Source organism: Arthrobacter sp. NPDC093125 (assembly GCF_044754225.1).
Classification (GTDB): domain Bacteria; phylum Actinomycetota; class Actinomycetes; order Actinomycetales; family Micrococcaceae; genus Arthrobacter.
This window is the reverse complement of sequence record NZ_JBIVOQ010000004.1, coordinates 390,206-408,190: the sequence shown is the minus strand read 5'-3', so window position 1 is coordinate 408,190 and position 17,985 is coordinate 390,206. Positions and strand designations below refer to the sequence as shown.

Genomic DNA, 17,985 nt, shown 5'->3' with positions numbered 1-17,985 from the left:
CCAGTAGGGTTCCTCCGGTCGACCTCGGGTAAGTTAAAGGTTGGTGAAATAGACCGGATTCCATATACAAGCCGACCTTCAGGGAGACGCCCGAGCATGGCCAAAATTATCTATACCCACACCGACGAAGCGCCGATGCTGGCTACATATTCGTTCCTGCCGATCGTTGAGGCCTTTGCCTCGACCGCAGGTGTGCAGGTGGAGACCCGCGACATTTCGCTGGCCGGTCGCATCATCGCCGTCTTCGGCGACTACCTCACGGAGGAGCAGCAGATCGGCGACGCACTGGCTGAACTCGGTGAACTGGCAAAGAAGCCGGAAGCCAACATCATCAAGCTTCCCAACATCAGCGCTTCCGTGCCGCAGCTGAAGGCGGCCATCGCCGAGCTCCAGTCCCAGGGCTACAACCTGCCGGACTACCCGGACAACCCCTCCTCTGACGAAGAGACGGCCATCCGCTCGCGCTACGACAAGATCAAGGGCTCAGCCGTGAACCCGGTCCTGCGTGAAGGCAACTCGGACCGCCGCGCCCCGCTGTCCGTGAAGAACTACGCCCGCCAGAACCCGCACTCCATGGGTGCCTGGACTGCGGAGTCCAAGACCAACGTTGCCCACATGGAAGCGGACGACTTCCGGTCCAACGAGAAGTCCGTGGTCATCCCGGCAGACGGCACCATCGAAATCCAGCAGGTCCGCGAGGACGGCACCGTCAAGGTCCTGAAGAAGGCCTTCCCGGTCCGTGCCGGCGAAGTGATCGACGGCACCGTCATGCGTGCTGCCGCGCTGGACGAGTTCCTCGCCGCCCAGGTTGCCCGCGCCAAGGAAGAAGGCGTGCTCTTCTCGGCCCACCTGAAGGCCACCATGATGAAGGTTTCCGACCCCATCATCTTCGGCCACGTGGTCAAGGCCTACTTCTCCGAGCTGTTCGACACCTATGGCAAGCAGCTTGCAGCCGCCGGCATCAGCCCGAACAACGGCCTCGCCGCCATCCTCAACGGGCTCGAGGATCTTCCCGAGGACGTCCGCGAAGGCGTCCAGGCCGCCATCAAGAAGGGCCTGGAAGAAGGCCCCGCGCTGGCCATGGTCGATTCGGACAAGGGCATCACGAGCCTCCACGTCCCGAGCGACATCATCGTGGACGCCTCCATGCCGGCCATGATCCGCAGCTCCGGCCACATGTGGGGCCCGGACGGCAAGGAAGCCGACACGCTGGCTGTTCTGCCGGACAGCTCCTATGCCGGCATTTACCAGGTGGTCCTCGATGACTGCCGTGCCAACGGCGCCTTCGATCCCACCACCATGGGCACGGTTCCGAACGTAGGCCTGATGGCCCAGGCGGCCGAAGAGTACGGCAGCCACGACAAGACCTTCGAGGTCCAGGCTCCGGGCAAGATCCAGGTGGTCGATGGCTCCGGTGCAGTCCTGCTTGAACACGAAGTTGGCCCCGGTGACATCTGGCGTGCCTGCCAGACCAAGGACCTTGCCATCCGCGACTGGGTGAAGCTGGCCGTGAACCGCGCCCGCGCTTCCCAGACTCCCGCGGTGTTCTGGCTCGATGAGACCCGTGCACACGATGCCAAGCTCATCGAGAAGGTACGTGAGTACCTCAAGGAGCACGACACCGAGGGCCTGCAGATTGAAATCCTGTCCCCGGTCAAGGCAACGGCGTTCACCCTTGAGCGGATCCGCAAGGGCGAGGACACGATCTCCGTCACGGGCAACGTGCTCCGCGACTACCTGACCGACCTGTTCCCGATCCTGGAACTCGGCACCAGCGCCAAGATGCTGTCAATCGTTCCGCTGATCAACGGCGGTGGCTTGTTCGAAACCGGCGCCGGCGGCTCGGCTCCGAAGCACGTGCAGCAGCTGCTGAAGGAAAACCACCTGCGCTGGGACAGCCTGGGTGAATTCCTGGCGCTTGCCGTCAGCTTCGAACACCTCGCCAACACCACGGACAACAAGCGGGCCCAGATCCTGGCCGACACCCTTGACCGCGCCACGGGAACCTTCCTGCTGGAGGACAAGTCCCCGAAGCGCAAGGTCGGCGAGCTCGACAACCGCGGCAGCCACTACTACCTGGCGCTCTACTGGGCCCAGGAACTGGCCAAGCAGAGCGACGACGCCGAACTGGCCGGCTCCTTCGCCTCGGTCGCCGAAGCGCTGGGCTCCAACGAGCAGGCCATCGTTTCCGAACTGCTGGAGGTTCAAGGGCAGCCTGCCGACATCGGCGGCTACTACCGTCCGGACTCCGAGAAGGCCGCTGCAGTGATGCGTCCTTCGGCAACCCTGAACAAGGTTGTCGCCAGCCTCGGCTAGGACGAACTGAACCGGTCCTGAACCGGATTCATACCTGGAAGCGCCCCGCCACTTTTCAGTGGCGGGGCGCTTTGGCGTTACAGTTCAGCTCCCGGTGCCGCGATTAGGCGGTGCCGCGATTGGGCGGTGTGCCGCGTGCGAGGAGCCGCACGAGCGGCGGCCGCACCTCGGCTTCAGGTGCTAGCGGTCCGGGGTGTCATCCCGCCCTGTGCCGCCCAGCCTCGTGTCGTTGCGGGGCTCGCCTTCTTCCGTGTCGCCGTAGGGGGCGTCCACTGCCATGTCCGGATCCGCTTGAACGGGCCTCTCGGTGGCGGCGGTGTCATAGGCATCGCCGGACTCGTAGGTACGGCCGGGGGTGGCATCCATTCCGGGCCCGGCGGCGTAGCCTGTGGCGGCGTCCGCGTTGCTGTACTCCCCAGCGTTGCCGTATCCATCAGCCGGGTCTGCACCTGCACCGGGCGTCGTCATCCCGTCTCCGACCCTCGTGCCCTCGCCGGCCATGCCTGTCCCGGCCCCGCCGGCCCCGCCGGGCGGCACGAGGTCCGGGGCGCCCATGCCTGCGGCCCCGGCTGTGCCCACGCCAGCGGCCCCGGCTGTGCCCACGCCAGCGGCCCCGGCTGCGCCCATGCCAGCAGCTCCCATGCCGCTCGTTCCACCCTGGCCCTCGACCTCGCCGTCGCGGACCGACTCACGCCATGCGCCGGTTTCCGAGCCCTCGCTCTCGATGAATTTTTTGAACTTCTTCAGATCCGACGCGACTTGGCGGGAATCCAGGCCAACGGCAGCCCCGATCTTCTCCATTGCAGATTCGGGTTCCCAGGTGAGTTCGACGTTGACCTTGGTCTGCTCCGGTCCCAAGGACTCGAACCAGACAGTTCCAGCATTTCGGGGTTCGTTCAGGCTCTCCCACGTGACGCGCTGGTCCGGCTCCTGGACGGTGATTTGGGCGTCGTACTCCCGTTTGACGCCGCCAATACTTGTTTCGAAATGGACTGTGGTGTCATCGAGCTGCCGCACGGAGTCGACGCCGCTCATGAAATGAGGGAAGTCCTCGAACTGGGTCCATTGGTTGTAGGCCTTGCTGACGGGGACATCGACTTCGATGGACTCCTGGACAGTAGCCATGCGCTGTTCACTCCTTCAGGCAGCGGGCGTGCCCGCGGTGATGGTCTCTGAATGTTTGGTGGAACACCTCCAACGTAGTCGGAACGTCGGAGCATTTGAAGAGACCGGGGGAGTGCTATGAGGCACTGCTAATGCCGTTATCGGGGGACTACTAGTCCTTGTCCCCGGAGCCCTTGTCATTGTCCTTGTCCTCGTCCCCGTTGCCTTTGCCGGAGCTTTCCCTGCCCTTTTCGCCTGCATCAGGAACAGGAGTCGGCGCGGGGGCAGGGGCCACAACCACCGGTGCAGTGACCGGGGAAGGGGACTGCTTGACAGCGTCTGCTGCGGCCTTGGCGGCTGCGGCCTTGGCAGCTGCTGCCGCGGCGGATTTCTTGGCAGCCTGTGCGGAGGCGAGACCCGTCCTGACGGAATCGATGGCCACAGTAATGCTTTGGTGGCGCTTGAAGGAAACCTGGCCGGCTGCAGCCGCGGCATCGAGTTCCGACGACAGTTGCTCCAGGGACTTCAGAGCCTTGGCCGGATCGTTTCCGGCAGCCGCCTTCGTTACGGCGAGCACGCGCTGCTGAAGCTGGGAGGCCGCGTCGGTCTCCAGCTCCGGTGCCGTGCCTCCGCAGGCGACGAGACCAAACGCAAGCAGGCCAATGGCGAGGGTTGCGGAAGCGCGCGCGGGCAGGGCGGAACGCAACCCGGCGAACGAAATCACGGTTCCACACTCTTTTGCAGTTCCACGAGGTGATCGCCCAAGGTGCCGGTCACTGTGGGGTAAGTGACGACGTCGGGCGTCGCCGGTGTGGTGACGGCGAAGGTCACCGCCGTTGCTGCGGCGAGCAGGGCAGCGGCTGCGGCAGCTGACGCCAGCCATATGCGCCGGGTGCGCCGCCGGGGGCCGCCAGGCGCACGGGTTTCCTCCGAGCCGACGACGGGTTCGGGGGCTGTGGAGTGCGCCCCGGCAGGCGGGACGACGGCGGACTGCCGTGCGGCCGCTTCGTGAAAGGCCACCTTCTGCGTTACGGTCGACGGCGGCCGGGACGGCAGCGCCGGGAGGATGCGCGTGTGCTCCTCAGCAACTTCACCGGGCACGGAATCCGGTGACACCAGCGCACGGCGCAGGGCGGTTTCGAGGTCGGCTGCACTGGGCCGTTCCTGCGGCTGGATGGCAGTCATAGAGGAAAGAAGGTGCTGCCATTCCTCGGGCAGGTCCTCGGGAATGACAGGTGCGCGGTGCAGGCGGGCAACTGCCGACTCGACTGCACTGCCCGGAAATTCCACCGTGCCCTTGATGCATTCGAGCAGCACAAGGCCCAGCGAGTAGATGTCCGTGGCCGGCGAGAGCGGGGAGCCCATCGCCTGCTCGGGGCTGAGGTATGCGGCGGTTCCCACCATTGTTCCTGTAGCGGTGAGCCGTGTGCCGTCCACGATCCTGGCAATCCCAAAGTCCGTCAGCTTGGGCCGCACCGGCTCACCGGGGCGGACCTGAACGAGAAGGATGTTTGCAGGCTTGATGTCACGGTGAATGATGCCCAGCCCATGCACGTAGGCCAGGGCGTCGGCAATTCCCGCCCCGATCACCGCGAGTTCTTCCAGTGGAACCGGGCTGTGGCGCAGCCGGCCCCGGAGGTCCTGACCTTCCACGAGTTCCATGGTGAGGAAGGGCCTCGGCTGGTCGGGCACACGGGTGTCCACTCCGGCGTCGAACAGCGTCACAAGGCTTGGGTGGTTGAGCGTCGCGAGAAGCTTGATCTCCGCTTCCTGCCGCTTGAGCTCGTCGGCGTCGGCAGCCTGGGGAGCGAACAGCTTCAGCGCCACATCCCTGCCGAGGTTTTCGTCGCGGGCCGTGTAGACCGAGGACATGCCTCCCCGGCCTATAACTTCTCCGAGCCTGTAGCGCCCGTCCAATACATCAGCCGTAACGCTGCTGGGCGAATCATCCAAAACGTGCCGTCCTTATCCGCATTCGGTCCCGTTAAGGGTAATACGCGGCCGGAGCGGCGGACGCCGCGGCAGTTCCTGGCGCCACAGTCCGTGGAGGCAGAACCCTGCCGGCGGTCCGCTCCTGGTGAGGCTTGAAGACCCCTCCAGGTCGGACCACCGGCACTGATTCGCTTACTCAGTCAGGCGTTGCGCCTTCCTTGTTCTGGCGGCTGGCTTAGGCCTTCTTCCGCCGGACGGCCATCAGCACGCCGATCGCCAGGAGTGCCAGGGCGAAGGGCAGCAAGCCGGTGTCAGCTCCGGTATTGGCGAGCTGCTGCTGACCGCCCGTCGACTGCCCGGAGGCCATCGCGGTGTTTCCGACGTTCTGTGCCGTGGCTGCCTTTGTTGCATCCGCGGTCAGGGAACCGGCAGGAAGGACAGCGATTCCGGACCCACTACCGGTGGCGGCGCCGTCGTTTGTCCCGTTCGCACCGGTGGTGCCGTCGTTGGTTCCGGTTCCGCCGGTGGTGCCGTCGTTGGTTCCGGTTCCGCCGGTGGTGCCGTCGTTGGTTCCGGTTCCGCCGGTGGTGCCGTCGTTGTCAGAGCCGGTGCCCGAGCCGTTACCCGGATCGGTTACCGGGGGAGCCGTACCCGAATCGCTGCCGAAGCCGATGCCGAGATCGACTCCCAAACCAACGGTGGAGCCGGCGCCGGAACCGACACCGAGACCGACGTTGCCGGCACCTGCGGCGGCTGCAGTGTTATCGCCGACCAGACCCGTTCCCCCAAGGCCGAGATCGACGAGGGCGTCGGCGCTAGCGCCCGTTGCGGTGCCTGAGGTGTTGCCGAGGTTGGCCGCCACGACCGCGTCAACGGCAGTGCCGGTGCCTGTGGCGTTACCGAGGTTCACGTCGAGGAGGGCGTCGGCGGTGGTGCCGGTGCCTGAGGTGTTGCCGAGGTTGGCCGCCACGAGGGCGTCGGCGGTGGTGCTGCCGGTGCCTGCGGTGTTGCCGAGGTTGGCCGCCACGACCGCGTCAACGGCATTGCCGGTGCCTGTGGCGTTGCCGAGGTTCACCTCCACGACGGCGTCCGCCGTGGTGCCGGTGCCTGCGGTGTTGCCGAGATTGACCTCGACGAGGGCGTCGGCGGTGGTGCCCGTGCCCGTGGCCGTTCCCGCAGGATCGCCCAGGTTCACGTCGACAACCGCGTCGGCCGTGGTGCCGGTGCCTGCGGTGTTGCCGAGATTGACCTCGACTAGGGCGTCGGCGGTGGTGCCGGTGCCCGTGGCCGTTCCCGCAGGATCGCCCAGGTTCACGTCGACAACCGCGTCGGCCGTGGTGCCGGTGCCTGCGGTGTTGCCGAGGTTGGCCGCCACGAGGGCGTCAGCGGTGGTGCCGGTGCCTGCGGTGGTGCCGAGGTTGGCCGCCACGAGGGCGTCAGCGGTGGTGCCGGTGCCTGCGGCGTTGCCGAGGTTGGCCGCCACGAGGGTGTCAGCGGTGGTGCCGGTGCCTGCGGCGTTGCCGAGGTTGACGTCGAGGAGGGCGTCGGCGGTGGTGCCGGTGCCTGCGGTGTTGCCGAGGTTGGCCGCCACGAGGGCGTCGGCGGTGGTGCCTGTGCCTGCGGCGTCGCCGAGGTTGACGTCGACGAGGGCGTCGGCGGTGGTGCCAGTACCAGTTGTGGCAGCTGTGGCGTCACCGAGCGTGATGTCGGCAGCCGCCGCGACTTGCGGGGAACTCGACGCCGTTGGACCACCCAGCAGGCCCAACGACGCCGAGGCAGTGAGGTCCGCTGAAGCGGATTCGGAACCGAGGGTAACGGTGCCGGTTGCGGTGGTGTCCGCGCTGGCCGCTGTGGCTCCCAGCGCGATCAGCCCGCCGGCAAAGAGGGTGCCTAGAAGGCCCCTGCGAAGTTGCTGATGCATTTTGATGTCTCCTGAAGAGTTGTTTTTGGGCGGCCGAAAGCAGCCCAGTATTGGCCGTATTTCTGCAAGAAAGGTGCAGGGGGCGGCCAATTAGTCAGGAGAAGAGCCGGGTTCCAAAGCAATCGGCGAGGGGACATGCTGAAGAGGGCCGCTGACAGGGAGAAGACCTGCTGACGGAAGATGCTGGAACGGGCTCGTGAGCCACGCGGCGGAAACGAAGGGACCGCCGGAAGACTGTCCATTCCCGGATCCGGACCCCGGGGGAGGAGTCGGAAGCAGGGGGCCGAGACGTTTGTTGTCCCCGGCAGGTGTCCCCTCATTGCCGGACAGCGCAAAGAGGGACTGAGCAGCCATGGCGGGGCCAGATGCGGCGAGCAGAGTGGAGTTGACCGAGGAGAACCCGTCTCGAATTCCGGTATTTCCAGGAGTCGTATTGGCGGTCGACGCAGCGGACTGCGTTGCACTGACACCCTGGTTGGAGGAACCGGAGCTTGGAGCTGCCGGGAGGGCTTCGAGCACATCCACCGCAGCCACCGAGTCAATTTCCTCGCGGACCTCCTGAACCGGTGCCACAGGCTCAATGAGCGACGGCGCGCGTGAGACCACATCAGAAATGGACTTAAGCGGCGGTGCCAAGACTGGTGCTGCCTCAGCTACCGGTTCAGCAACGGTCTGTGTAACAGTTTCCGCCACACGGTCGACTGCCGCATCCGCCAGAGACGCCACGGGGGCGGTTACCTGCGCCGGAAGGATTTCCGACGACGTCAGAGTGTTGGCTGCTGCCTCCACTGGGGCGACGATTTCGCTAACGAGAGAGGGCACGTATTCTGCGGGAGCAGGCGCAGCGCCAGAGGGAACTGCCCTGGGAGGGGCTGCAAGAACCGGAACGGTAGACACATCCGGTTGGGCCGCGGCGACTATCGAGTCGATAGCCTTCAAAGCCTGCTTAGTGAGGCGGGGGTTATCCGTTCCGTTGCTTGCCGAAGCAGCCGGGGCGGTGATCCCGCCGAGCAGTGAATCCGGGCCCTGTTGGGGGCTCGCATCGGCGGCGGGAGCGGAAAAGGACAGCCAAGCGACGGCGGCTGCTCCTGCTATGAGGACCGGGCGCAAGGGGCGGAGCGCAGACCATGGCGACATACTGCTGGCCATGCTCGACACCCCCCGGTTTGCGAACAATTCGACGATCGTCTACAGCCTAAGCCTCGCGGAAAGCCGGAGTCCAGAGCCGTAGCAATATTTGTCTATCGAATTTACAGGACGCCGCCGAGCGGAATGCTCAGTGCGCGTCGTTGGGGTAGCCGACGCCCAGCTGTGCCCGAACGCCGTCGAAGAGGCGCATGATGTTCAGTGAGTCTTCCAGCGGCATGACCGGGCTTTCCGTCAAACCCTGCTGGATGCAGCGCGTCACCTCACGAAGCTCGTAGGCAAAGCCGCGGCCTGCAACCTCGAAATGCTCCGTGCGCAGCGGTTCACGCCCGATTCCAATGACCAGCTGCTTCGGGTTGTTGATCGAGCCGAGCGACTGCAGGTAGCCCAAGCTCCCCGCTACGGTTGCAGTCCTTGGTCCGTGGGCCAGTAATGAGGACGTCAGCTGCGCCTGCGCTCCCTGGCGGTACTCCAGGGTCAGCGCATTCTGGGCGTCCACGCCGTCGTCGTTAAGTGCACCCGTGGCACTTACAGCCTGCGGGAAACCCAAGGTGCCCAGCGCCCACAGCAGGGGATAAACGGTCAGATCGAGGAGGGCGCCACCTCCGTCCCTAACTGCCCACAGCCTGGCGGTAGGGGAATAAGGGGCGGGGAAGCCGAGATCCGCCGTGACCCACTGCACGGTGCCGAGTTCGCCTGACCCTGCAATGTCGAAGGCCCGCTGCATGCTCGGGAGAAAGCGGCTCCACATGGCTTCCATTAGGAAGAGCTTCTTTTCCCGGGCCACGGCTATCAGCTCGGCCGCCTCACGGGCATTGATTGTGAAGGCCTTTTCGCAAAGAACATGCTTGCCCGCGTTGAGGGCAGCGAGCACCATCTGGTGGTGCTGGGCGTGGGGCGTTGCAACGTACACCACATCGACGGAGTCATCAGCGAGCAGACGCTCGTAGCCCTGTTGTCCGGCGTCGTCGCCGTAGGCCACAGAAAAGCCGAACTCGGCGGCAAACGCATCAGCCGTTTCCTGCTTGCGGGAACTGACTGCGTACAAATTGGCATCAGCCAGCAGGGCAAGATCCTGGGACACCAGTGAGGCGATTCGTCCGGTCGCGATGATTCCCCACCGCAGGGGAGAGCCGGTCGCGGCTAGCGGGTCTTGGTTCGGTTGGCTGAAGAGCCACGGCTTTGCAATGGGCGACGTCATTTCGCCATCCTCTCACCCGGGCGCAGGAGGGTTCGGGAATTACGTGCCAACGGTGCGGGAGGGCTCGGGAATTACGGGCGAAAGGTGAGGGAGGGTTGGGTCAGGAGCTGCGAAAGGTGCGGGAGGGTCGGGTCAGGAGGTGCGGAAGGTGAGGGAGGGTTGGGTCAGGGCAGAAGAGCCCCGGCCCTCCCTTGGGGGAGCCGGGGCTCTTCAGCGGCAGCGTCTGTAGCGTTACTGGTTTGTCACGCTACAAGCTAGGCGTTACTACTTGGTGATCGGTCCGAGTACCGGATCGTCCACGTAGGCCGTCTTGACGTTCTCCTTCGTCACGATGACCGGCTCCAGCAGGTAGGCCGGAACGGTCTTGACCTTGTTGTTGTAGGACTTGTCATCGTTGATCTCAGGCGTCTTGCCCGCCTGGATGTCCTTGACCATGGTGATCGCGTGCTCAACGAGCTTGCGGGTGTCCTTGTTGATGGTGGAGTACTGCTCCCCGGCCATGATGGACTTGACGGATTCAACCTCGGAGTCCTGCCCGGTGATGACCGGAACAGGCTTGCCGTCGGCCTTGACGGACGTCAGCACGGCGCGGGCCAGAAGGTCATTCGGGGACAGTACGCCGTCCAGGGGAGCCCTGCTGTAGGAGCCGGCGAGGAGGGTATCGGCGCGCCGCTGTGCGTTTTCTGCCTTCCAGCCCTGGGTTACGGCCTGCTCGAAGGAGGTCTGGCCGGAAAGCACCTTGAGCGTGCCGTCGTCGATCTTCGGCTTCAGGACGCTCATGGCGCCGTCAAAGAAGACCTTGGCGTTGGCATCGTCGGGGGAACCGGCAAAGAGCTCGATGTTGTAGGGGCCTTCGGGCTTCTTGGCCTTCATGCCGTCCAGCAGCGCCTGGCCCTGGAGTTCGCCGACCTTGAAGTTGTCGTAGGCCACGTAGTAGTCCACGTTCTCCGTGTTCAGCAGCAGCCGGTCGTACGCAATGATCGTTGCGCCGGAGTCCTTGGCCTGCTTGAGCTGCGTGCCCAGCTGCGCACCGTCGATGGCGCCGACGATGATGACCTTGGCGCCCTTGGTGATCATGGCGCTGATCTGGTTCTGCTGCTCGGATACGCCGCCGTTGGCGAACTGGACGTCCGGCTTAAAGCCGGCCTCGGTCAGCCCGTCGTTGAACAGCTTCTCTGCCAGAACCCAGTTCTCACTGGTCTTCTGGGGGAGTGCGACGCCGATGGAGGAGTCCTTGGGGAACGCCTCGCCGCCGCCTGTGCCACCGCCCGTTGTGCCGGTTTCTGAGCGGCCGCAGGCTGTCAGCGCCAGTGCCGCAATGGCAGCGACCGCTGCCGCCTTTCCTGCCTTACCAATCATTCGCATTTGCTTGGTTCACTTTCTATAGGGGTGGAAATGTTCCGGGAGCCGTGGCTGCTCAGGCTTCCCGGGAGATGGTTTCTTTCGTGGAAGTAACTTCGTCAGGCTGGAGCGGGGTGCCGCCGCTGGGGCGGTTGAAGTTCTGCGTCAGCATGCCGATGATGGACCGCTTGCCTTGGCTCTTGTTGTAGACGTCGAACGCGACGGCGATCAGCAGGACCAGGCCCTTGATGATCTGGGTGAGGTCGGCGCCGACGCCGAGGAGCTGCAGGCCGTTGTTCAGCACCGCCATGACCAGGCCACCGACGATCGAGCCAATGACGGTGCCTACGCCGCCGGTCACTGCTGCGCCGCCGATGAACACAGCCGCGATGGCGTCAAGTTCCCAGCCCACGCCGTCGAACGGGCCGGAGGCCGTGGAACGGCCGACGAAGATCATGCCCGCGAGGCCGGCAAGGATGGCCATGTTCATCATCACCAGAAAGTTGACCTTCTTGGACTGGACGCCGGAGAGCTCGGCGGCGTGGCGGTTGCCGCCCACGGCATAGACGTGGCGTCCGACGACGGTCTTGGAGGAGATGAAGCCGTAGATGAGAACCAGGACCGCCAGAATCAGGCCCGGGATCGGGAAGGAGGTGCCGGGGCGGCCCGTGGCGAAGAGGTACGTTGCGTAGAGGATGGCGCCGCAGATGAGGACCAGCTTCACGGCCACGACCCAGCCCTCGGGAACCTCGGCGCCGAGTGCTTTGGCGGTGCGGCGGGCGCGGAGTTCACTGAAGACCACGAAGGCGACGCCTGCGATGCCCAGCAGCAGGGTGAGGTTGTTGTAGCCGGTATTGGGCCCGACCTCGGGCAGGTACCCGGAGCCGATGTACTGGAAGTCGGAGGGGACCGGGATGGTGTTGGACTTGCCCACGAACTGGTTGAAGCCGCGGAACAGGAGCATGCCGGCCAGCGTCACGATGAAGGCGGGAATGCCCACATAGGCTGTCCAGAACCCTTGCCAGGCACCGATCAGCGCTCCCAGTGCGAGGCCGAGGAGGATGCCGGCGTACCAGGGGATGCCCCAGTCGCGGATAGCAAGCGCCACGGTGACGCCCACGAAGGCAGCCACGGATCCGACCGAAAGGTCGATGTGGCCGGCGATGATCACCAGCACCATGCCGATGGCCAGGATCAGGATGTAGGAGTTGCCGTTGAAAAGGTTGATCACATTGCCCGGGGTGAGCGTGCGGCCGTCGGTGGCGATCTGGAAGAAGACGATCAGTGCAACCAGGGCGAAGATCATGCCGAATTGGCGGGTGTTGCCGCCAAAGAGCTTCTTGAGGGCGTTCATTTTGTCAGTCCTTGTGTCTGGAAGGTTCTGGAAAGCTCCAGAAGGTCAGGCGGATTTTCTGGCGGAAGTCATGAGTTTCATGAGGCTTTCCTGGCTGGCTTCGTCTTTGTTCAGGACACCGGTGATGGAGCCTTCGAAGATGGTGTAGATGCGGTCTGAGAGCCCCAGCAGCTCGGGCAGCTCTGAGGAGATGACGATGACCCCCTTGCCCTGGTTGGCCAGCTGCTGGATGATGCCGTAGATCTCGTACTTGGCACCGACGTCGATGCCGCGGGTGGGCTCGTCGAGAATCAGCAGGTCCGGGTCGGTGAACATCCACTTCGCCAGGACCACTTTCTGCTGGTTTCCGCCGGAGAGCTTTGCCACGCCTTCCTCCACGGACGGCGTCTTGGTCCGCAGGGACTTGCGGTACTGCTCCGCTACCGTGAATTCCTTGTTGGCGTCCACCACGAAGTGCCTGCTGATCTTGTGCAGCGCCGCCGAGACGGTGGTGGTCTTGATGTCGTCGAGAAGGTTCAGGCCCAGGGACTTGCGGTCCTCGGTGACGTAGCCGAGGCCGGCGTCGATCGCCTGCCGAACGTTCTTGAGGTGGAGTTCCCGGCCCTCCTTGTAGAGGCTGCCCGTGATGTACCGGCCGTAGGAGCGGCCGAACACCGAGCGGGCCAGCTCCGTCCGGCCGGCGCCCATCAGGCCGGCAAAGCCCACGATTTCGCCGCGGCGGACGAAGAAATTGGAGCCCTTGCAGACCAGACGATCCGGAATCTGCGGGTGACCGACGGTCCAGTTTTTGACCTCGAACAGGACATCTCCGATCTTGGGCTGATGGTCCGGGAAGCGGGATTCCAACGTCCGTCCCACCATGCCCTTGATGATGCGGTCCTCGTCCACGCCGTCGGCCTTCACGTCCAGTGTTTCGATGGATTTTCCGTCGCGGATGATGGTGATGGAGTCCGCGATCTGCTCGATCTCGTTGAGCTTGTGGGAAATGATGATGGATGTGATGCCCCGGCCCTTGAGCCCCAGCATGAGGTCCAGCAGGTGCTGGGAGTCGGACTCGTTCAGGGCTGCGGTGGGCTCGTCCAGGATCAGCAGTTTCACGGACTTGCTCAGCGCCTTGGCGATCTCCACGAGCTGCTGCTTGCCGACGCCGATCTCCTTGATGGGAGTATCGGGGTCCTCGCGCAGCCCCACCCGGGCGAGCAGTTCCCGGGATCGTGTGCGGGCCTCAGCCCAGTCGATCACGCCGCGCTTGACCGGTTCGTTGCCGAGGAAGATGTTCTCCGTTATGGAGAGTTCCGGGATCAGGGCGAGTTCCTGGTGGATGATCACGATGCCGGCGTGCTCGCTGGCGCGGATGTCCCGGAACTGCTGGACCTCGTTCTGGTAAACGATGTCGCCGGTGTAGCTGCCGTAGGGATAAACGCCGGAGAGGACCTTCATCAGGGTGGACTTGCCGGCGCCGTTCTCGCCGCAGATCGCGTGAATCTCGCCGGCCTTCACCCGCAGGTTCACATCGGACAATGCTTTAACGCCCGGGAATTCCTTGGTGATGTTGCGCATCTCGAGGAGTATCGGATCTTTGTGCGTGGTCTCGGACGTCATCTGCCCTTACGCCTCCAATAAAAAGACTTCGTTGTCTGCCCTGCAAGCCGCAGGGCCGTCTGATGAAAAAGTAAACTGGATCACAGCCATTGTCGTCAAGTCTTTAACGCAACAGCCACATAACGAAAGAGCTAAGAGCGCCGTATTCCGGAGTGCTGGAAGACCAACGCGGCGGCTCCCAGCGCCTCCGCACGGTCGCCCAGGGAGGACATGGTGAGGGTGGTTGTCTCCCCGATGACGGGAACGGCATGGCGTACCAGACCTCTCCGGATAGGGTCCAGCAGGAGGTCGCCGAGTCCAGCCAGCGGCCCGCCGACAACGATCACCTGGGGGTTGATCAGGTTGGCCACGTTGCCCAGGGCGCGGCCAACGGCGAGCCCTGCGTCATCCACCACGCGGAGCGTTGCGGAGTCTCTCGCGAGTGCCTTGCGGACGATGTCCTCGGGCGTTATCGGTGTTTTTTCGCCGCGGCTGAGCAGTTCGATCATGGTGGTGGTGGAGGCGATGGTTTCGAGGCAGCCCCTGTTGCCGCAGCGGCAGATCAGGCCGTGTTCATGGATGGTGGCATGGCCTATTTCGCCCGTGATGCCGACGCTGCCGTAGTACGGGGCGCCGTTGAGGATGAGCCCGGCACCGATGCCCGAGCCGATCTTCATGAACATCAGGTTGCTGATGCCGCTGTGCGGTCCCCACGTGACTTCCGACAGCGCGCCCAAATTGGCGTCATTGTCGATGAAGACGGGGATCTGCAGGGTGTTTTCGAGGTGCTCAAGGATGTTGATGCCCACCCACTCCGGGAGGATGGCGCCCTGCGCCACCGTGCCGGTCCGGCGGTCGATGGGACCGGGAATCCCGACGCCGGCACCCACTATGGCGGTCCGCTCCACGCCGCTGTCGGCAAGCAGCCGGGCCAGCAGCGTGACGGCGGCCTCGATGCCCTGGTCGGCGTGGTGGCCCAGGGGGAGGAGGACGGATTCCTCAGCGATAATCTCGTAACTCAGGGACGCAAGCACCACGCGCAGGTGCCGCCGGCCAAAGTCGATGCCCACGGCCACGGCGCCGTTGCTGTTGAGCCGGACACTGAGCGCGCGCCGCCCGGAGCTGGTGGTGGGCTCGGTTGATGCCAGCCCGGAATCCTGCATGATCTTGACGATGTTCGACACTGTGGCGGTGGAGAGTCCCGTTTGGCGGGCAAGTTCCGCCTGCGTCGCAGGGCCGCTCAGCAGGCATTCGATGATCCGCTGCTGGTTCAAGTGCCGCAGGGCGGATTGCGACCCCGGGTTTCTGGTTCGGCTCCTCGTTGAGCTCGATGTTGAGGGCATGCTTAGAAGACTGCACCATGCACCTCTTGTAGTCAAGAAGTTAACGCAAAGATGCGGTTGTTCCGTTCCAGGGAGTGGCGGACAATACATCCCGTGTATGCGGCCAAGAGGTGCAAATGGCCCGGCGAACCCACGAGGGCCGGGGCTACGCTGAGGAGAACCACAGTCCGGGGGATGGCCGGACCTACACAAGGATTCTTGAGGTGATTCACGGTGTTGCTGGCGCTGATGCAGGCAAACTCCACAGTCATGGACATCGGGCAAAACTGCAGCGCGGTTGATGAGGCAGCCCGGGAGGCCGCGGCCGCGGGCGCCGGCGTTCTGCTGACGCCGGAGCTGTTCCCGGTGGGCTACGCGCCGCTGCGGGTCCGGGCCGAACTGGACCCCGACACCCTTCCGGGCATCCGGGAACATCTGGCCGGCATTGCCCGGCGCCACGGCATCGCGCTTGTGTACAGCCTCCCGGTCGTGACTGCCGGGCAGTGGCATATCTCCGCCACCCTGGTCAGCAGCCAGGGGGAGGAGCTGCTCAGCTACTCCAAGGTCCATCTTTTCGGGCCGGAGGAGCGCAAGGCCTTCAGCGCAGCCAAAGAAGCCCCCGCCGTCGTACTCCTGGACGGAATCAGGACGTCGCTTGCCATCTGCTACGACGTGGAATTCCCCGAGACGGCACGGGCGGCAGCCGCCCGCGGCGCTGAACTGCTCCTCGTTCCCACGGCACTGGCGCACGGATTTGAGGAGGTGCCCCAGATACTGCTGCGGGCGCGGGCCCTGGAAAGTCAGCTGACCGTGGCCTATGCCAACCATTGCGGGGCGGAAGAGGCGTGTGAGTTCCTTGGGGGAAGTGTGGTTGCCGCCCCTGACGGTTCACTGCTGGCGGCCGCAGGGTCCGGGACGGAACTGCTGTTCGCCGAAGTGAGCGCCGAGGCGGCCGGGCGCGCCCGGAACGCTGTGCCTTATCTGGCCGAGCGGCGGCCGCGTGTCTATCGGGCGTGGGAAGAGGCCCTTGGGCAGGAAAGCAGCCGGGAGGCAAGCCGGGAAAACGGCGGGGAGCTCTAGGAGGCTCCTTCCGTACCCGGAGTCGTGCCGGCCGGAAGCAGTGCCTCGACGTACTGCAGGGCAATCCACAGCTCCGCCCGCACCTGCGCCTCGTTGAGGTCGGTGCCCAGCAGCTCCGCCACGGCATTGATCTGCCGCCGGACGCTGTTGCGGTGCAGGCCGAGCACCTTCGCCGTGGCGTCCCAGCTTCCGTTCTCGCCCAGCCACGAGCGCAGCACCGCCAGTTGCGCGTCCCGGCGCTCCGGCTCTTGCTCTAGCAGAGGCTCCAGCAGCCGGCCGGCCAGCATGGCGCCGGCTTCCCTGCCCAGCAGCCCGGCAACCGTCCAGGACACCTCATCCACCCGAACGCTCCTGCCGGTGTTCACGACCCGGGAGCGGAGCGAGCCCGCACGCTGGTAGGCCCCGGCCAGCCCGGCCAGTTCCGTGGCGTCCCCGATCACGAGGCGCCAGCCGAGCTTCTCCACCTCGCCCAGCAGGGCATCGTCCACTTTCAGCCTGGTGACGGCGGCGAAGCCGTAGTCCGTAATTTCCACGAGCTTGGTGTCGAAGAGCCGGCGCCACTGAAGCAGCTCGCGGACGGGGCTTTCACCGGCGGGCCACGCGGCCGGCTCAGTCTTGATGCCCTGCACCACGCGAAGCGGTGCCGAGCGCGTGGAGGAAGTGCTTTGGGCCAGCAGGTCCCGCAGCTGGTTGATGTGTCGGGTACCTCCGGTGGCCAGGCTGTCCGGGTGCAGCAGCAGCGCGGTGGCCAGCTGGCTCGGTGCCAGCGACCCGCTGGTCCGCTGCCGCACCAGCAGCTCCAAAAGTCCGACGGCGGCCGACACTACGTTGTTTTGGGACGGCGTGAGCGGCTGGTCGGCTCCGAGGATCAGGGCGCCCAGGTTGGCGTCGCGCGTGCTGCGCAGCGGATGCCCGAAGACCAGCGCGGAGCCGGGAACGTCGAACGAGTCCATCTCCACGCGGGGCCCGCTGCCGCCCAGCAGGCGGCTGAGGATCGGCTGCAGTGCCGGCAGCTCGACGCCGGTGCCGGCCCGGGCGCGGACCCGGCCGTCCGCCCCGACCAGCACCGCCCACACCGGGACCCGCTGGGTCAGGGCAGCGAGGAGTTCGTGCTCGGGCCGGGCCGAAAGGACGGCCCGCATGAGCTGTCGGTTCGTGTCTGCCAGCTGCCTGAAGAGCTTGGCATTGTCCGATTCAAGCAGCTGCGAGAAGGCGAGGCCAATGGCCGCGAACGGAACCGTGCCGGGGACCTCCACCAGGGTCAGGTTATGGCGAACGCAGGCGTCAATCAGGGCTTGCGGCACGGCGTCAAAGTAAGGCTCCAGGCCGAAGCCCAGGGCGGCGACACCCGCTGTGACCAGGCGCTGCACATAGGTGTCGGCCAGGGGCAGGTCCTCCGGCTCATCCGCGAACGGCAGCCCCGCCGTGAGGAGGAACTCGCCGTCGAGCAGGTACGGGGTCGGGTCCTCCAGTTCACTCGGCTCAACCCAGCGCAGCAGGCCGGAACCGTTACCGCCGTCGTGAAGGATTTTCAGCCCGGGAGGAAGTTTCTGAAGGAGCTGGTCAAGTGTCACCACGCTGAGCCGCTCTCCGGTTCCGTAATCCGGCCCCGTCGCTGCGGCATCCGCTGCGGAAACCCCGCCGGGTTTTTGTGCATTACGTCTCATGCCCAGCAACTATAGGTCAT

The 17,985-nt window shown here is 65.1% G+C and carries 13 protein-coding genes; 2 read left to right on the top strand and 11 right to left on the bottom strand.

Annotated features, from left to right (window positions below; all coding sequences use genetic code 11):
* Window positions 1-96: 96 nt before the first annotated feature.
* Window positions 97-2,316 carry an NADP-dependent isocitrate dehydrogenase gene (locus ACIP9X_RS11475; protein WP_400479848.1) on the top strand — a complete coding sequence of 740 codons (2,220 nt, stop codon included), beginning with the start codon at window positions 97-99 and terminating at the stop codon, window positions 2,314-2,316.
* A gap of 180 nt (window positions 2,317-2,496) precedes the next feature.
* On the opposite strand, the gene ACIP9X_RS11470 is transcribed toward ACIP9X_RS11475, so the two are convergent.
* From ACIP9X_RS11470 to ACIP9X_RS11425, 10 genes are all read right to left on the bottom strand, one after another.
* Entirely contained in the window at window positions 2,497-3,441 is a 945-nt protein-coding gene (locus ACIP9X_RS11470) for an SRPBCC family protein (protein WP_400479847.1), read from the bottom strand.
* Window positions 3,442-3,592: 151 nt separating this feature from the next.
* Window positions 3,593-4,144 (bottom strand): mucin-associated surface protein, encoded by a 552-nt coding sequence (locus tag ACIP9X_RS11465; protein ID WP_400479846.1) that lies wholly within the window; start codon window positions 4,142-4,144, stop codon window positions 3,593-3,595.
* The gene (locus tag ACIP9X_RS11460; RefSeq protein ID WP_400479845.1) at window positions 4,141-5,373 is read right to left on the bottom strand and encodes a serine/threonine-protein kinase; all 1,233 of its coding nucleotides are present in this window, start codon (window positions 5,371-5,373) and stop codon (window positions 4,141-4,143) included. The genes ACIP9X_RS11465 and ACIP9X_RS11460 overlap by 4 nt, the downstream gene beginning before the upstream one ends.
* 214 nt (window positions 5,374-5,587) lie before the next feature.
* Window positions 5,588-7,273 carry a beta strand repeat-containing protein gene (locus ACIP9X_RS11455; protein ID WP_400479844.1) on the bottom strand — a complete coding sequence of 562 codons (1,686 nt, stop codon included), beginning with the start codon at window positions 7,271-7,273 and terminating at the stop codon, window positions 5,588-5,590.
* A 90-nt stretch (window positions 7,274-7,363) separates the two neighbouring features.
* The gene (locus ACIP9X_RS11450; RefSeq protein ID WP_400479843.1) at window positions 7,364-8,422 is read right to left on the bottom strand and encodes a hypothetical protein; all 1,059 of its coding nucleotides are present in this window, start codon (window positions 8,420-8,422) and stop codon (window positions 7,364-7,366) included.
* A 127-nt stretch (window positions 8,423-8,549) separates the two neighbouring features.
* Window positions 8,550-9,620, bottom strand: a complete 1,071-nt coding sequence (locus ACIP9X_RS11445) for a Gfo/Idh/MocA family protein (RefSeq protein WP_400479842.1) — start codon at window positions 9,618-9,620, stop codon at window positions 8,550-8,552.
* A gap of 264 nt (window positions 9,621-9,884) precedes the next feature.
* Entirely contained in the window at window positions 9,885-10,985 is a 1,101-nt protein-coding gene (locus ACIP9X_RS11440; RefSeq protein WP_400479841.1) for a substrate-binding domain-containing protein, read from the bottom strand.
* Window positions 10,986-11,037: 52 nt separating this feature from the next.
* On the bottom strand, window positions 11,038-12,315 hold the full coding sequence (gene mmsB, locus ACIP9X_RS11435) for a multiple monosaccharide ABC transporter permease (RefSeq protein ID WP_400479840.1): 1,278 nt from the start codon (window positions 12,313-12,315) through the stop codon (window positions 11,038-11,040).
* A gap of 45 nt (window positions 12,316-12,360) precedes the next feature.
* The gene (gene mmsA / locus ACIP9X_RS11430) at window positions 12,361-13,917 is read right to left on the bottom strand and encodes a multiple monosaccharide ABC transporter ATP-binding protein (protein WP_400479839.1); all 1,557 of its coding nucleotides are present in this window, start codon (window positions 13,915-13,917) and stop codon (window positions 12,361-12,363) included.
* A 131-nt stretch (window positions 13,918-14,048) separates the two neighbouring features.
* On the bottom strand, window positions 14,049-15,239 hold the full coding sequence (locus tag ACIP9X_RS11425; protein WP_400479838.1) for an ROK family transcriptional regulator: 1,191 nt from the start codon (window positions 15,237-15,239) through the stop codon (window positions 14,049-14,051).
* 228 nt (window positions 15,240-15,467) lie between these two features.
* Here ACIP9X_RS11425 and ACIP9X_RS11420 point away from each other — a divergent pair, with 228 nt between their 5' ends.
* The gene (locus ACIP9X_RS11420; RefSeq protein WP_400479897.1) at window positions 15,468-16,298 is read left to right on the top strand and encodes a nitrilase-related carbon-nitrogen hydrolase; all 831 of its coding nucleotides are present in this window, start codon (window positions 15,468-15,470) and stop codon (window positions 16,296-16,298) included.
* On the opposite strand, the gene ACIP9X_RS11415 is transcribed toward ACIP9X_RS11420, so the two are convergent.
* Entirely contained in the window at window positions 16,295-17,965 is a 1,671-nt protein-coding gene (locus ACIP9X_RS11415; protein WP_400479837.1) for a PucR family transcriptional regulator ligand-binding domain-containing protein, read from the bottom strand. The two genes, ACIP9X_RS11420 and ACIP9X_RS11415, sit on opposite strands and share 4 nt — an antisense overlap.
* Between the last annotated feature and the right edge of the window lie 20 nt (window positions 17,966-17,985).

What these genes read in the sequence shown, in the direction of transcription:
- ACIP9X_RS11475 (WP_400479848.1), top strand. Translation starts at nt 97, where the DNA reads ATGGCCAAAATTATCTATACCCACACCGACGAAGCGCCGATGCTGGCT.
- ACIP9X_RS11470 (WP_400479847.1), bottom strand. Translation starts at nt 3,441, where the DNA reads ATGGCTACTGTCCAGGAGTCCATCGAAGTCGATGTCCCCGTCAGCAAG.
- ACIP9X_RS11455 (WP_400479844.1), bottom strand. Translation starts at nt 7,273, where the DNA reads ATGCATCAGCAACTTCGCAGGGGCCTTCTAGGCACCCTCTTTGCCGGC.
- ACIP9X_RS11450 (WP_400479843.1), bottom strand. Translation starts at nt 8,422, where the DNA reads ATGGCCAGCAGTATGTCGCCATGGTCTGCGCTCCGCCCCTTGCGCCCG.
- ACIP9X_RS11445 (WP_400479842.1), bottom strand. Translation starts at nt 9,620, where the DNA reads ATGACGTCGCCCATTGCAAAGCCGTGGCTCTTCAGCCAACCGAACCAA.
- ACIP9X_RS11440 (WP_400479841.1), bottom strand. Translation starts at nt 10,985, where the DNA reads ATGCGAATGATTGGTAAGGCAGGAAAGGCGGCAGCGGTCGCTGCCATT.
- mmsB (WP_400479840.1), bottom strand. Translation starts at nt 12,315, where the DNA reads ATGAACGCCCTCAAGAAGCTCTTTGGCGGCAACACCCGCCAATTCGGC.
- mmsA (WP_400479839.1), bottom strand. Translation starts at nt 13,917, where the DNA reads ATGACGTCCGAGACCACGCACAAAGATCCGATACTCCTCGAGATGCGC.
- ACIP9X_RS11425 (WP_400479838.1), bottom strand. Translation starts at nt 15,239, where the DNA reads ATGCCCTCAACATCGAGCTCAACGAGGAGCCGAACCAGAAACCCGGGG.
- ACIP9X_RS11420 (WP_400479897.1), top strand. Translation starts at nt 15,468, where the DNA reads ATGCAGGCAAACTCCACAGTCATGGACATCGGGCAAAACTGCAGCGCG.
- ACIP9X_RS11415 (WP_400479837.1), bottom strand. Translation starts at nt 17,965, where the DNA reads ATGAGACGTAATGCACAAAAACCCGGCGGGGTTTCCGCAGCGGATGCC.